This window comes from Proteus sp. FME41, assembly GCF_014897315.1.
In the GTDB taxonomy this organism is placed as follows: Bacteria; Pseudomonadota; Gammaproteobacteria; order Enterobacterales; family Enterobacteriaceae; genus Proteus.
Map to the genome: position 1 here is coordinate 1 of NZ_JABUYL010000004.1, position 14,467 is coordinate 14,467.

Genomic DNA, 14,467 nt, shown 5'->3' on the forward strand with positions numbered 1-14,467 from the left:
AGTGACATACGGATTAACAGTCCGCCGTTCTACCAACTGAACTATGGAGGAAGCGCGTTCTCGTGAGAACGAGGCGAATAATAGCTATCCTTCGCGGCCTTGTAAAGTAAAAAAATGAAAAAAAATACCGTTTGCTCAAGAGTCCATCAAGTTGTTTCTTTTTTGATAAAAATGTATAAAAAATAAATAGTTATCAGTAGATATTATGCTCAATAAGACATTTTTATTATGCGGTGTAATTCTAAAGCCGATAAGAAACAATAAGAGGTCTTTTCAAAAGAAAGTTTTTCATACTGTTTAATAATACAATGTAAGGAATGCAGAGGTTAAATAGAAGATTCAGAGATAATGAACACCACCGATTTATCAACGCCGGTTTTAATTGAGTTCGAGGAATTTAAAAAAACGCTTCTTTCCCATACAAAAAATAAAGAAGGAGGTTGGGATACGGCGGTTGCTGGATTAGCGCTGTGTCACTATACAACAACGACAGAATCAGAAGGGTGGATGTATGAGCCAAGTTTGGCTATTGCTGCACAAGGTGCAAAACAAATAACAATAGGCTTAGAAACAAATTGTTATCGACCTATGAATATGCTTTTGACATCGTCTGATATACCTACTTTTGCTAAAGTGTGTGAAGCCTCTAAAGAGGCACCATTTTTAGCTATCTTACTTAAATTAGATCTCTCTTTATTACCTGAATTATTAGCTGAGAATCGATTTGAATTATTGCAAGAACGTAATCAACATAGAGCTCAACAAGTCGTTCCCGCGACAGCACCAATATTACAAGCAGTCACTAGACTTATTAAACTGATTAATACACCAGAAGATGCACCTTTCATTGCTCCTTTGATTCAAAAAGAGATCCTTTATTACTTATTACGATCAAATGGTGGGGCAAGGCAGCAGTTATTGGCATCACAACATCCTCAATGCCGTCAAATTAATCATGCTCTTGATTGGGTTAAGCTACATTATCGAGACACTATTCGTATTGAAGATTTGACCACATTAGTCGGAATGAGTACCTCTTCATTTCATTTCCATTTTAAAAATCGAACGGGTATGACACCATTACAATATCAAAAATGGCTACGCCTTAATGAAGCCCGACGCATTATGTTAATTGAAATGGCAGACGTTTCTGAAGCTGCATTTAGAGTGGGATATGAAAGCCCATCACAATTTAGTCGTGAATATCATCGATTATTTGGTCTAGCCCCTTTAAAAGATATTCAACGATTAAAAGAATCTGACCCTGAAAGGGTATCTTTGGATTATTAGGCAAGAATAATGGAGAAATGAGTTAAAGCAATAATGAATGATTGCGTTACAGTCATGCTATTAGATATTGGTATATAAAGGAGTTTGAAGTGGCTAACGTATTTATTATTAATGCATCAAAAGAATTTGATGGTTCAGAAGGTAAACTCAACGATTATTTAACGCACGTTGCGACAACGTTATTATCTTCACATCAGATAAATGTGCAATCAACACGTATTGATGATGGCTACGATAATGATGAAGAAGTTGATAAATATTTATGGGCTGACGTGATTATTTATCAAATGCCAGCATGGTGGATGGAAGGGCCTTGGATTTTAAAAAAATATATCGATGATGTGTTTAGTGCCGGTCACGGGAAAATGTTTATTGATGATGGGCGTACTCGAAAAGATCCATCCCAAAAATATGGTTCTGGTGGATTACTACAAGGTAAAAAATACCTACTCTCTGTGACTTGGAATGCGCCATTTGAATCGTTTGAAGAACAAGAGCAATTCTTTGAAGGAAAAGGTATTGATGCTGTGTATTTTCCATTCCACAAAGCAAATCAGTTTTTAGGCATGGAAGGATTAAAAACCTTTGGAATGTTTGATGTAGTAAAACAACCTCAAATTGAAAAAGATGTTGAGGCATATAAAAAGCACTTAGAACAAGAAATTATTGGTTTGTATCGTTAAACGTAGCCAAGCGTATTTATTGGCTATCTCTTATTCACAAGAAGCCCAAACCGCCACAATACGGTAGAAATAAAAAAATAGATTAAAAATGAGGAAAAGTGGCTGATTTTAATAGAAAAATATTGTTTGAATAGTTAATAGCAAAAAGCCCGCACTGTAATAGCGCGGGCTTTTCTAAATTTGGCTCCTCCAACTGGACTCGAACCAGTGACATACGGATTAACAGTCCGCCGTTCTACCAACTGAACTATGGAGGAAGCGTGTTCTCTTGAGAACGAGGCGCATAATAACGATGATATATCAGTGTGTCAACGCTAAAAGTAGATTAAATGTTTGTTTGGTTGGTTTATCGACAAAGTGGTTAAATAATAGAAATTATTCTCCGTGTTGTTGTGGTAACCACGGAGAATAAATTAAGCTTGGGGGGATAATTGTGATGCTGAAATTGATTTTTGAATGGGATCAAACGCCATTAAGTAAACATCATAAAAATGAATTTCTTGTTTTTTACGAATAATTTCTTGAATGTCTTCTTTTATTTGTTGAGAGATGGCTGGGTGCTGGTGGATCTCATTAATTGCTTCATCAGATAATTTTTCAAAGGTATACCATTCACCGTTATAGCAAACTCTTAAATCCAGTACGCCAATATCTTCAAATTTATAGACAGGTTTAATATCAAATAACAATACCCCAGCCATAACCAAGAACATAGCAGTAAAAAGGACGAGTGAGATAACACCAAAGTAAGGAGAATAAATTAATAAAGCAGCAAGCAGTATATAAGAAAGAACCATACTGATGCATAACCAGATATGATTTTTTAAAAATTGACTATTAAAATGTGGTTTGCCGTCTCTTTTTTCTGCTTTATTGATCCGATCTAAATCACGTTCTAAGATTTCTTTTAATACATTCATTGTAAACACCTTAAGAGATGAATGTTGCAAACTTGTTTCTGGTAACTAGATTATCATGGAGACAAGCTAAGCGGGTAGAACAGTTTTTTTCAAATTCACCTGCTAACTGTTATTGTGATGACGTTAAGATTATTCTTAGTTGTTGTTAATAAAAGAGATAAAATATCAAATAAATTTTATAGGTAGTGATAAAAATAGAGGAATAATTGTATTTTTAATGTGCAATTCTCCTTTTTTTAATCTTTAGACACATAAAACTATTGCTATTAAACTTGTCTCATGCGTTAATGAGTAAGGCCTAAAAACAGACCTGATTTATGATTGACATTCTAAGTTAATGAGTTTTAAACAGCATCGCTTTTTGACCGTTTTCTTCATGTATGCCCATAAGTTATAGGTGGTTCAGGCCAGTAGATGCCGAGAAGGCAACGTTTTATTGATATATAGGAAAGTTACATGTCTGACAAAATGAAAGGTCAAGTTAAGTGGTTCAACGAGTCTAAAGGCTTTGGTTTTATTACTCCAGCAGACGGAAGCAAAGACGTATTCGTTCACTTTTCTGCCATTCAAGGTAACGGTTTCAAAACTCTGGCTGAAGGTCAGAACGTAGAATTTACAATTGAAAACGGTGCAAAAGGTCCAGCTGCTGCTAACGTAACAGCTCTGTAATTTAAAGCCTTTTAAAAATATTCTTCAAGCCTGTCACCTTATGGTGGCAGGCTTTTTCTTTATGGGTAAAATAAAGAAAAAGAGAATGATTATATTTATCAGGAGAGAAAATGCAGGTTAGTGATAAAGTTGTTGTAAAAACAGATGGCATTGATGATCGTGAAGGTACTATCCTACTTATCGAAGAATTTAATGAAGGAACAATGTATTTAGTCTCATTGCCAGAATACCCAAAAGGAATTTGGTTTTTTAATGAAAAAGAAGGTGATGAAGGTATTTTTGTTAGGCCAATACAACAAAAGTAAATTTTGTTTAGGTACGGTTCATTTACATTTTTAAATCAGCTACTTATACTTTGACTAAATTTTAGTGGGGAGAAAGCATCTTGGATATACAAAGTTGTAGGTTAACGATAAATCAATTAACCCAAAATAGACTTATTCAAACCGTCTGGTAGGCTATTTTCTTCATTAAAACTGCTTACCACTTTTGGTGGGCAGTGCATTGGTAATATTCCTTTCTTAATATTTCTGTTGTTGCATCTACCCAAATGACATTCCCTTATTTCATATAAAAGAGAAGGGTAAAGGTATGTGCTACCTATTTTTTTCATTATTTCCTCCGCCTAGTGTGATTAATTAATTTCAATACTCTGAAATTTCAGAGGGTATTTTTCATATTGATTTTTAATCATCATGTAGAGGAAATAAACATGACGATGACACCTTATGTTTTAAATCTTGTTATTGCGATGTGCCTTGGTGCTTTGATTGGTGCGGAGCGCCAATGGCGACAAAGAATGGCAGGCTTAAGAACTAATGCTTTAGTTTCAACTGGAGCGGCTGTTTTTATCTTAAGTTCAATCGAAACGTCACCAGACAGCCCTGGCCGAATCGCAGCTCAAGTTGTTTCAGGAATAGGATTTCTAGGCGCAGGCGTTATTATGCGTGAAGGTATGAATATTCGAGGACTTAATACGGCGGCAACGCTTTGGTGCTCAGCAGGAATTGGTGTGTTATGTGGCTTAGGTCTATATCAATTAGCAACTATAGCAACACTTCTTATTCTTTGTGCCAATATATTATTACGAGAAGCCGCTCAACGAATTAATGCCCAACCTCAACTTCAGGCAGCCGATATTGAGCAACGTTACTCAATCCGCATTATTTGTGACGCAGAAGATGAGGTTTTAGTTAGAACGCTGATTTTACAAGCCCTAAATGGTTTACATGTTCGGCTACAATCTTTGAGCAGCGCTGACACACTAATGCCTTGTCAACTGGAAGTTTGTGCTGAATTGCTGGCAACACCTCTTGAGCAAAAAGAGATAGAGGCTATCGTGTGTCGAGTAAGCTTAGAAAAGAGTGTCAGTGCGATTAATTGGAAAATTGCGATAGAACACTCGGTGTAGTGAACAATTTATTTATGATTTATTTCTAGTTATCGCTCTCTATATTTTATATAGGGAGCTTTTTTTATTAGGGCTCGGGATAGACATCAGATATCAAAAATCATCTTAAAAGAATATGAATATTTAAAAAGTGACAGCAATATAACCTTATAGTTTATAAGTAGATAAATTCGGTGCTTAATTTTAAAACTAAGTTATTTCAACGAGAATAATGAGATCCCAGTCATACATTAAGTATTATTACTAACATATAGAAATAAAGTATTTTGTTTGTGTAATTATTTAATTTGTAACTATTACTTTATGGAATAAAAAACAGAGGATTTTATTTATAAAGATCTAATTAAAAAAGAGGATAGAGTAGTCATATTCATTTTCCATTTAATCAAAACAAACATTTTTACTTAGTTTGATTAGTCGCCCATTATTTGTATTGTGGTTAACCCGTATATAATGAGGTTTGAATGAAAAATGATGAGTTCGTTTTGAGCGTAATTGATATGGCATCCTTTTTTTATTAATCATTGATCTTAGGCCGATTTGATTTATCACTGTTTATTTTATTTTGAATAAGCAGTAAACCCTAAAATCAAGTAAGCGTTTGCACTTTACTGTTTACTTATTAAATGAGGCCATTAGGCGTATTGTAGGACAAATAATCGTTATTAAGGGGCTTAGTGCAGTATAGAATCTTGGGCGATAATATGTGTTTTCTATTGATTATATTGGGTTTTTTTTAATACCTGAATTATACTCTCAAATTATTTCAATGTATTTGGTGAAAACATTATCAATATTTTTTATCTGATTTAGTTTAAATCTTATTTTTTAAGTAATATTTTTAATTTAACTAAGTCAATGCTCAAAAAAAAGAAGGAAGAGATCGACTAAATAGGTTGTTTTAACCGCTACAGTAAAGCTGATGAATTACGTAATTATGTGGTTTGTAATTGCTTATCAATGATGTGCCAATTTTTTTTGAAAAACTATAAGATTTTTTGTAAAAAACATGTAGAAAAATTGATATCAATAAGTAATCTTATAATGAGAGTAGAAAAATCACACCAACCTTTTCTTTTGATAAAATAATCATTTCAACGTTGTGTTATTTATAACTTTGTCAAGGACGTAAATCTTACTTATTACAGAAAGAGAATTATCTTAGTGTGAAATAGATGTACCATTCTGCTCTATTCTAGAAATAAATATAAAGGATAATTGTGATATTGACCTTTTTTGATTTACTAAAAAAGATAAGATAAGCGTTAATTTAAAAAAAGTGTAAGTAAAAAAGAAGATCAATCATTTCAAGATAGCTTACAAAGAATGATGAAGCTCATTTCAATAGAACTGAAAGCAATACACAAAGTATTTGCATTCACGTCATGAATAATCTCAATTATTACTTTTGAAAAATACCGTTACAATATTTTTCAAGTTTTTTACTTTAGAAAGAACTAGAACGTTTTTGTGTCATAAATTACTCGGCTCGGTTATTTGTTTTTAAGAATAATCTAATAAATGAGATATAGATCTTGAATATTTAGATATATCAATATTTTTATTACATTCTGGTGGAGAAGAAAAGCCTTTTTAAACCTAAAATTACGCCTAAAAAAGGTAATAAAACGAGTCAAATTAGTGGTAAGAGCAGAGGAATATTTAGAAATATATTTTAGCTATCTAAGTAAAGATATAACGATAGTTAAATCTTTGCGCTCTCCTAATCCCGTTAACATCAACTTTTGTTAAGCAATGGTGTTACATAGAAGTCAGCACTTTTGGTGCTGTAATGCCTTGAGACTTGTGCTAACTAGGTTGAAAAGAAGGTGCAGGGCATACAAGGTAAAGGAAAGTGAAAGAATGCTCATCATTTATAGGTGTAAAATAACTTACGTTCATAAGTAGTTTCAATGACAGAAAGTAACATTTGATATTTTATAGTTTGTATTGATGCTAATAGAGTAGTCAATAAGATGTTATTTTGATCATATTTATTTTACGGTGTTTACATTGAAAAGGCCGACGTATACAAGTGTAAACTGTAGGGCGTTGTATTTGCCAGTAAAGAGATTTTCTGTGTTAAAAGACAATCAAAAATAGGAAAAACAGAATTTATATTCTGTCTTATTCTTTTATGAATTAATCACTTTGTATTGGGGATCTTTGAGTCTTTTTTTATAAAATTGAAATTTATATTCTAAAATTGATTTCATTTTTATAATAAAAAAAGACAAATAATATAAGATATAAAATTATTTGATTACTTTATTTGTTCTATTAACTATTATCGCTATAACTAAATTCTACTTGTCTTTTTGATATAAATAAACTTATTTGAATAACGTTGTATTTTAAATCATCTCGATATTTTAAATAAAAAATGGCTAATTATTATAAATATATTATTTATTACTTACATTTTACTTAAGCTAAATATTGTATTATTATTATATTCCAATTAACTTTGATAATAAAATCATAATTATTTTTTATTAAATCAAATAGATTTTTAATCTTATTTTAATATTGTGATCCTAATAATAAAGGTAAGGATTTGCTTATAAAATACACATCAATTCATAAATAAAACTTAATTATATGGAGATATTATTTATCTATGATTAATTTACAGTCAATAAAACTCTTATTAAGAGTTCTGTAATCCAAGTGTTAACGTGACTTTATTAATCATTAGTTAAATTTCATTGTTTCTGTAGAAACTTTAATAATATGGAAATAAATATTCAATGATTTAGGGGGAAAGGTGCATAACTAAGAATTTAATTTTATATGACTTTTCCTACTATCTTTAAAATGCACATCATTATCTTATTGATTTTAAAGTATAATTAATTTTATTAAATGGGTTTAAAAAAATGGATAACTATAAGTAATTATAATTGTCTGTTTTTTAATCAAATTGTAAATAAAAAGTGATCATTTCTGAAGGTTTAAGTAAATGATGAAAAAAATAATATCTATAGAAATATTTATTAAATTGGAATGAGTCGTTTAGATAAAGATGAGGAGGAGGTATTGCAATATATGTTACTGTGATCAAAAAAATCTCCAATTGTAGATTTGTCAAATTTTTATGCTGTATTTTTAGGTTTATAAGTTTAATAGATCGTATAAAATAAAAAATTATCATTAATATTTTAATTAGGGTAGATTCGCTTATTAATTTACACGAAGTTTTATTACTTTTATCACTTGAATAGTTAATGAACTAATTCCATAATAATGATTATCTTTTTGTGATGTGACTCACATAGTATTTAAATTAGACTACTTTATCCGTTGAATAACTTAATCGTTAAGGAGTAAAGTTGTCGCGTTAGGATTATTCTTAACAAGCTATATTGGCGAGCATTTAAAGTTTACTTTTAATTTAAATGTTTTTTTCGCTACTTTTGAAAATGACCGTAACTAAGTAATACAAGGTAGTGTTACTACGTGTCATGTTCATAAAATGGGGCCTGGAAATTTAATATTACATTTATATTAATTTCCTCGGGATCTTTCATTAGGGAGATCCTCTTTGTTCAATATAATCGGACGGGATGTAAAGAGATGAGTACGGTTGAATTGCTTAAGCATATTTATGACATAAATTTATCGTATTTGCTTTTGGCGCAAAGGTTAATTAACCAAGAAAAGGCTTCAGCAATGTTTCGGCTTGGTATTAGTGATTCCATGGCTGATGCTCTTGCAGAGCTAACATTGCCTCAATTGGTTAAGTTGGCTGAAACAAACCAACTAATCTGTAATTTCCGGTTTGAAGACAGCGAAACAATAGAACAACTTACTAAAGAATCTAGAGTGGATGATTTACAGCAAATCCACACAGGGATACTTCTTTCTTCAAACTTGTTTCGTCAATTAGCGGAACAAGACACCACTGCAACAAAGAAACGGGCATAACAATGAGTGAAAAAAGTATCGTCCGAGAAGCGAAAGATATTCGCTTAGCAATGGAATTAATCACCTTGGGTGCCCGCTTACAAATGCTTGAAAGTGAAACTCAGTTAAGTCGGGGGCGTTTAATTAAATTATACAAAGAATTAAGAGGGAGCCCCCCTCCAAAAGGAATGTTACCTTTTTCAACGGATTGGTTTATGACATGGGAACAAAATATCCATTCATCAATGTTTTATAACGCTTACCGTTTTCTCTTGAAAAATGGGGGCTGTGTTGGCGTTGAGGCGGTCGTAAAAGCATATCGTTTATATTTAGAACAATGCCCGCCAGCCAAAGATCAAGATCCTATTTTAGCATTAACCAGAGCATGGACATTGGTGCGTTTTGTTGAAAGTGGAATGTTACAACTTTCAGTTTGTACCAAATGTAATGGTTCATTTATTACACACGCACATCAGCCTGCTAGCAATTATGTTTGTAGTCTTTGCCAGCCTCCTTCTCGCGCAATAAAAAAACGTAAACTTTCCGCCAATCCTGCCGATATTAACTTACAACTGTTGGATGGTCTTGAACAGTTTGCAATGTGATTCGAGATTGAAAGTTAAATATCAGGTTATAGAGCTTAGTTATCTATAACCTGAGCCGTTTCCTCTTCCCCTCCTATCTCTTGCTGCTATGTTCGCCATTCTCTCTATAACGAAATTAGCTAAAGGGATATCGCGTGTTAGTACTCTTAGGATATATCGTGGTTATGAGCGCCGTCATCGGAGGATACCTCCTCGTCGGTGGTAGTTTAGGCGCTCTATACCAGCCAGCCGAATTTATAATCATCTTTGGTGCCGGTATCGGTGCTTTTATTGTAGGTAATAATGGTAGAGCGATTGTATCGACGATAAAGATTTTACCGAAATTACTTCGTAGTACGAATTACAATAAAGCGATGTACATGGATTTAATGGCACTCATGTTTCGTTTATTGTCAAAAGCACGCCAAAACGGGATGTTGGCATTAGAGAGAGATATCGAAAACCCACAACAGAGTGATATTTTTTCCCAATATCCCCGCATCATGAAAGATGCTTATATGCTCAGTTTTATTACTGATTATATGCGTCTCATGGTGACAGGAAATATGAATCCTTATGAAATTGAATCTTTGATGGATGAAGAGATTGCAACTTTTGAGGAAGAAAGTGAAGTACCTGCAACCGGTTTATCTGCAATGGGCGATTCTTTACCTGCATTTGGTATCGTTGCAGCGGTAATGGGTGTTGTTAATGCATTAGGTGCTGCGGATAGGCCTGCAGGTGAAATGGGCGTATTAATTGGACACGCAATGGTCGGTACCTTTTTAGGTATTTTATTAGCTTATGGTTTTATTTCACCATTAGCGTCCAGACTCAGACAACGCTCTAGTCAACAAATGAAAATGATGGAATGTATCAAAACAACACTGTTATCTAGCATGAATGGATATGCGCCACAGATAGCCGTTGAGTTTGGACGTAAAACCCTCTTTCTGGCAGACAGACCTTCTTTTATTGAGTTGGAAGAACATGTACGTCAGGTACGGACACCAATGCAGGCAAATCCTGATGCAATGAAAGAAGAGTAATTATGAAGAGTAATTCACAAATCATTCGAGTTAAAAAGCGAGGGAGAAAGCAACATCAAGCTCACGGTGGTGCATGGAAGATAGCTTATGCTGACTTTATGACCGCAATGATGGCGTTCTTTCTAGTGATGTGGTTACTTTCAATTTCTAGCCCACAAGAGTTAACTCGTGTTGCCGAATATTTTCGTACACCATTAAAAGTCGCTATTGAAAAAGGGCGATTTAGTGGGGATGCAACCAATCCTATTCCTGGAGGAGGGCGTGATCCTGTCTACAATGAAGGTGATATCTTGCCAAAAGGTCAGGAAGATAAACAGCTCAATGAAAAGCAACAATTTCGTCGCTTAAAAGAGAATTTAGAACAAGTCATTTTAAATGACCCTAGATTAAAAGATCTCAAGCCTCATTTATTAATCGACATGATGGACGAAGGTTTGCGTATCCAAATTATAGATAAAGCAAATCGCCCTATGTTTAGAGTCGGTAGCGCCACAGTTGAACCTTATATGAAGGACATTTTAACGGCGATTGCACCTATTCTAAACGATACACCTTATAAAATTAGTTTGTCGGGCCATACCGATGATATTCCTTACGCCAGTGGTGCTTTTAAATACAGCAACTGGGAATTATCAACGGATCGTGCTAATGCCTCTCGTCGTGAATTGATTGGTGCTGGGCTAGGCGAATGGAAAGTTTTACGTGTGGTTGGAATGGCGTCGACGGTTCATTTAGTCAAAGAGGATGGTTTTGCTCCGGCTAACCGACGGATCAGTATTCTGGTTTTAACAAAGCAATCAGAACAAAAAATTATACATGAGAATGAGCGGGTTGCACCGACAGTAAAAGAGGCATCAGAAATTGAACCTCTACTTTCAGGGCAAGAAACCCCACAAGAAAAAGCAGAAAATACACAGACGGGATCGTCTGTGTATTCTGCATCTGAGCTTCCCGAATCAAAAAAGGAAAATGTTGAAACAGGAGTTTCTGGGGAAAGTTTGCCATCACAATCGACAAATATTACGACAAAGCAGGGAACAGCCCCCTGATTTGTGAGTAATCGCGTAAAGGTGAATGAGTAACGATGGATATTACTGAGTTTTATCAAACATTTTTTGATGAAGCAGATGAATTGTTAGCTGATATGGAACAGCATTTACTGTTACTTGATCCTCAAAATCCTGATCAAGAGCAGATGAATGCGATTTTCCGTAGTGCACACTCCATAAAAGGAGGAGCTGCAACATTTGGCTTCGTTAAACTTCAACAGACCACTCATGTGCTTGAAAACTTGCTTGATAATGCAAGACGTCATGAGATGGCGCTCACCGACGACATTATTAACCTGTTTCTGGAAGCGAAAGATATTATGCAACAGCAATTGGATGCACATAAAAACTCACAAGAACCTGATGAGGAAACATTTAATTATATTTGTGAGAAGTTGCGTCAGCTGGCTCTCGATGTAAAAGAAGAACAATCAGTCCCTCAAATCGAGGTTATTGCTGGATCTGAATCTTCAGCCACGCAAGCTACTGAGGTTTCGGTTCAATCATTAGACTCTGAACATCTACAAAGTGAAGCCATAGTAGAAGAAGCATCAACAATGGCCTCTGACGGACACTATTATCATCATATTGTTTTGTCAGATCTCAAAGAGACGGATATTGATTTGATGCTTGATGAGTTAAAACACCTTGGTGATGTTAGCCAAGTTGAAAAACAACATCATGGCCTTGAAGCAATATTAAAAACAACGGCTACTGAAGAAGATATCAGTGCTGTACTTTGTTTTGTGATTGAACCTGAGCAAATTTCTTTTAGAAAAGCCACTAAGACAGAAACATCACAAGAAAACACGATTATCGAAGAAGAGAGTGCTACCGCATTCGCTGAGGATGATCATGTTGACGCTATAGCTGAATCATCTGCACTGATTCAAGATAAGGTTGCAGAAAAAACATTATCACCAGAAGTGACTACGACACCCGTAGCGTCGGCACCGGTATCACCATCAATACCAACAAAAAGGCCTGTGGCAGCGGCAACACCAAAAACAGAATCCACAAGTATTCGTGTTGCTGTCGAAAAAGTTGACCAACTCATTAACTTGGTGGGTGAACTTGTGATCACACAATCGATGTTGGCACAGCATAGTGATAGCCTTGAGCCATCTATATACAGTGATTTATTAAGTTGTATTGCCCAGCTACAACGTAATTCGCGTGATTTACAAGAATCTGTTATGTCGATTCGTATGATGCCGATGGAATACGTATTCAGTCGCTTCCCTCGCGTTGTACGTGATTTGGCGGGTAAGATGAATAAAAAAGTTGAGCTAAATATGATTGGTAGCTCAACAGAACTTGATAAAAGTTTAATTGAAAAAATTATTGATCCTCTAACTCACTTAGTCCGAAACAGCCTTGATCATGGTATTGAAATGCCCGCCGATCGTGTTGCCGTTGGTAAACCAGAAGCAGGACAATTAACACTGTCTGCGGAACATCAAGGTGGCAATATTTGTATTGAAGTCACTGATGATGGTGCGGGATTAAATCGTGAAAGGATCTTGAAAAAGGCGATTTCTTCAGGACTTTCAGTGTCTGAAAATATGAGTAATGAAGAAGTGGCTATGCTGATTTTCGCCCCTGGTTTCTCTACCGCTGAAGTTGTCACTGATGTGTCAGGCCGTGGTGTGGGTATGGATGTGGTGAAACGAAATATCCAAGAAATGGGGGGGCAGATTCAAATCAGTTTTGAAGTAGGTAAAGGAACACGAATTCGTATTTTACTGCCTCTGACATTGGCTATTCTCGATGGTATGTCAGTTAAAGTACAAGATGAAGTCTTTATTCTGCCTTTAGGTACTGTTGTGAGTTCGTTACAACCTGAAGAGGATGATATTTATCCATTAGCGGGTGACGAGAAATTATTACAAGTCAGAGGAGAATATTTACCTCTGATTGAATTGCATCGTACTTTTAATATTGAAGGTGCACAAACTGATATTACGCAGGCTATTGCAGTCATCGTCCAAAGTGCGGGACGTCGTTATGCATTATTAGTCGATAAATTAGTTGGACAGCATCAAGTGGTTGTTAAAAATATAGAAAGCAATTACCGAAAAGTTCCTGGTATTTCTGCTGCAACAATTATGGGCGACGGTAGTGTGGCTTTAATTCTTGATGTACCAGAATTGCAACGTTTAAGTCATACACAAATGACGAATAAGAAAAAGAATACAACTGCAAGCGCAGTCATTTAATAGCGAGGATAAAATAAGATTATGGCTTCGGAACATTTCGAGAAATTATCCGGTGAAACTGTTGGACAAGGATTTCTAATTTTTACGCTGGGCGATGAAGAATATGGAATTGATATTTTAAAAGTACAAGAAATTCGTGGATATGACCAAGTTACCCGTATTGCTAATTCACCTAGCTTTATTAAAGGGGTAACAAATTTACGGGGCGTTATTGTTCCGATAGTTGATCTGCGTATTAAATTTTCACAAGAAAGTGTAACTTATAATGACAATACTGTTGTTATTGTGGTTAACTTATTAAATAGAATTGTTGGAATTGTTGTTGATGGTGTTTCTGATGTTCTTACGCTAAAACCAGAGCAGATCTGCCCTGCGCCAGAGTTTGCAGTCACAATGTCTACGGAGTACTTAACAGGTTTAGGGACATTAGATGAAAGAATGCTTATTCTGGTTGATATTGAGAAATTGCTCAATAGCGAAGAGATGGAATTAGTTGATAGCGCAACTATTCTAGCTAAATAAATTTTTATTTTTAAAAAATAATTCAAATACTGTTCCGGTAATTACGCCGGAATAGCTATTTCTATCTTCTTATTTTATTAAAGAATAATAAAGATGTTAAATTAACTTTAAGTGAAATTAAAAGATAAAAATAGAATTTATAATTTAGGTTAAGTTCTATTTTTA

The 14,467-nt window shown here is 34.5% G+C and carries 13 protein-coding genes and 1 tRNA gene; 11 read left to right on the forward strand and 3 right to left on the reverse strand.

Annotated elements, in window-relative coordinates; genetic code table 11:
* The first annotated feature begins 348 nt into the window (after window positions 1–348).
* Together INT04_RS04995 and INT04_RS05000 are read left to right on the forward strand one after the other, a co-directional pair.
* Window positions 349–1,290 carry an AraC family transcriptional regulator gene (locus tag INT04_RS04995; protein WP_193015058.1) on the forward strand — a complete coding sequence of 314 codons (942 nt, stop codon included), beginning with the start codon at window positions 349–351 and terminating at the stop codon, window positions 1,288–1,290.
* An 89-nt stretch (window positions 1,291–1,379) separates the two neighbouring features.
* Window positions 1,380–1,973: an NAD(P)H-dependent oxidoreductase gene (locus INT04_RS05000; protein ID WP_193015060.1), complete on the forward strand. Its 594-nt coding sequence runs from the start codon at window positions 1,380–1,382 to the stop codon at window positions 1,971–1,973.
* A gap of 181 nt (window positions 1,974–2,154) precedes the next feature.
* Here INT04_RS05000 and INT04_RS05005 read toward each other — a convergent pair.
* Both INT04_RS05005 and INT04_RS05010 read right to left on the reverse strand, forming a co-directional pair.
* Window positions 2,155–2,230, reverse strand: a tRNA-Asn gene (locus tag INT04_RS05005).
* Between the two features lie 156 nt (window positions 2,231–2,386).
* Window positions 2,387–2,893 (reverse strand): YlaC family protein, encoded by a 507-nt coding sequence (locus INT04_RS05010; RefSeq protein WP_193015062.1) that lies wholly within the window; start codon window positions 2,891–2,893, stop codon window positions 2,387–2,389.
* A 456-nt stretch (window positions 2,894–3,349) separates the two neighbouring features.
* Here INT04_RS05010 and cspE point away from each other — a divergent pair, with 456 nt between their 5' ends.
* Together cspE and dsrB are read left to right on the forward strand one after the other, a co-directional pair.
* Window positions 3,350–3,562, forward strand: a complete 213-nt coding sequence (cspE, locus tag INT04_RS05015; RefSeq protein ID WP_004243573.1) for a transcription antiterminator/RNA stability regulator CspE — start codon at window positions 3,350–3,352, stop codon at window positions 3,560–3,562.
* Window positions 3,563–3,672: 110 nt separating this feature from the next.
* Window positions 3,673–3,867 carry a protein DsrB gene (gene dsrB, locus INT04_RS05020; protein WP_193015063.1) on the forward strand — a complete coding sequence of 65 codons (195 nt, stop codon included), beginning with the start codon at window positions 3,673–3,675 and terminating at the stop codon, window positions 3,865–3,867.
* Window positions 3,868–3,983: 116 nt separating this feature from the next.
* Here dsrB and INT04_RS05025 read toward each other — a convergent pair whose 3' ends face one another.
* Window positions 3,984–4,175 (reverse strand): hypothetical protein, encoded by a 192-nt coding sequence (locus tag INT04_RS05025; RefSeq protein ID WP_193015065.1) that lies wholly within the window; start codon window positions 4,173–4,175, stop codon window positions 3,984–3,986.
* A 99-nt stretch (window positions 4,176–4,274) separates the two neighbouring features.
* Here INT04_RS05025 and INT04_RS05030 point away from each other — a divergent pair, with 99 nt between their 5' ends.
* From INT04_RS05030 to cheW, 7 genes are all read left to right on the forward strand, one after another.
* Complete coding sequence (locus tag INT04_RS05030; RefSeq protein ID WP_193015067.1) at window positions 4,275–4,973, forward strand: MgtC family protein; 699 nt, start codon at window positions 4,275–4,277, stop codon at window positions 4,971–4,973.
* Window positions 4,974–8,549: 3,576 nt separating this feature from the next.
* Entirely contained in the window at window positions 8,550–8,900 is a 351-nt protein-coding gene (flhD, locus tag INT04_RS05035; RefSeq protein ID WP_193015069.1) for a flagellar transcriptional regulator FlhD, read from the forward strand.
* Between the two features lie 2 nt (window positions 8,901–8,902).
* Entirely contained in the window at window positions 8,903–9,484 is a 582-nt protein-coding gene (gene flhC, locus INT04_RS05040) for a flagellar transcriptional regulator FlhC (RefSeq protein WP_193015070.1), read from the forward strand.
* 134 nt (window positions 9,485–9,618) lie between these two features.
* Window positions 9,619–10,512, forward strand: coding sequence for a flagellar motor stator protein MotA (gene motA / locus INT04_RS05045; RefSeq protein WP_193015072.1), 894 nt, complete (start codon window positions 9,619–9,621; stop codon window positions 10,510–10,512).
* A 2-nt stretch (window positions 10,513–10,514) separates the two neighbouring features.
* Window positions 10,515–11,561 carry a flagellar motor protein MotB gene (motB, locus tag INT04_RS05050; protein ID WP_193015073.1) on the forward strand — a complete coding sequence of 349 codons (1,047 nt, stop codon included), beginning with the start codon at window positions 10,515–10,517 and terminating at the stop codon, window positions 11,559–11,561.
* A gap of 95 nt (window positions 11,562–11,656) precedes the next feature.
* Window positions 11,657–13,780, forward strand: coding sequence for a chemotaxis protein CheA (gene cheA / locus INT04_RS05055; protein WP_413465704.1), 2,124 nt, complete (start codon window positions 11,657–11,659; stop codon window positions 13,778–13,780).
* Window positions 13,781–13,801: 21 nt separating this feature from the next.
* On the forward strand, window positions 13,802–14,302 hold the full coding sequence (gene cheW / locus INT04_RS05060) for a chemotaxis protein CheW (RefSeq protein ID WP_193015076.1): 501 nt from the start codon (window positions 13,802–13,804) through the stop codon (window positions 14,300–14,302).
* Window positions 14,303–14,467 lie beyond the last annotated feature (165 nt).

What these genes read in the sequence shown, in the direction of transcription:
- cheA (WP_413465704.1), top strand. Translation starts at nt 11,657, where the DNA reads ATGGAACAGCATTTACTGTTACTTGATCCTCAAAATCCTGATCAAGAG.
- cheW (WP_193015076.1), top strand. Translation starts at nt 13,802, where the DNA reads ATGGCTTCGGAACATTTCGAGAAATTATCCGGTGAAACTGTTGGACAA.
- INT04_RS05030 (WP_193015067.1), top strand. Translation starts at nt 4,275, where the DNA reads ATGACGATGACACCTTATGTTTTAAATCTTGTTATTGCGATGTGCCTT.
- flhC (WP_193015070.1), top strand. Translation starts at nt 8,903, where the DNA reads ATGAGTGAAAAAAGTATCGTCCGAGAAGCGAAAGATATTCGCTTAGCA.
- INT04_RS05025 (WP_193015065.1), bottom strand. Translation starts at nt 4,175, where the DNA reads ATGAAAAAAATAGGTAGCACATACCTTTACCCTTCTCTTTTATATGAA.
- flhD (WP_193015069.1), top strand. Translation starts at nt 8,550, where the DNA reads ATGAGTACGGTTGAATTGCTTAAGCATATTTATGACATAAATTTATCG.
- motB (WP_193015073.1), top strand. Translation starts at nt 10,515, where the DNA reads ATGAAGAGTAATTCACAAATCATTCGAGTTAAAAAGCGAGGGAGAAAG.
- cspE (WP_004243573.1), top strand. Translation starts at nt 3,350, where the DNA reads ATGTCTGACAAAATGAAAGGTCAAGTTAAGTGGTTCAACGAGTCTAAA.
- INT04_RS04995 (WP_193015058.1), top strand. Translation starts at nt 349, where the DNA reads ATGAACACCACCGATTTATCAACGCCGGTTTTAATTGAGTTCGAGGAA.
- INT04_RS05010 (WP_193015062.1), bottom strand. Translation starts at nt 2,893, where the DNA reads ATGAATGTATTAAAAGAAATCTTAGAACGTGATTTAGATCGGATCAAT.
- dsrB (WP_193015063.1), top strand. Translation starts at nt 3,673, where the DNA reads ATGCAGGTTAGTGATAAAGTTGTTGTAAAAACAGATGGCATTGATGAT.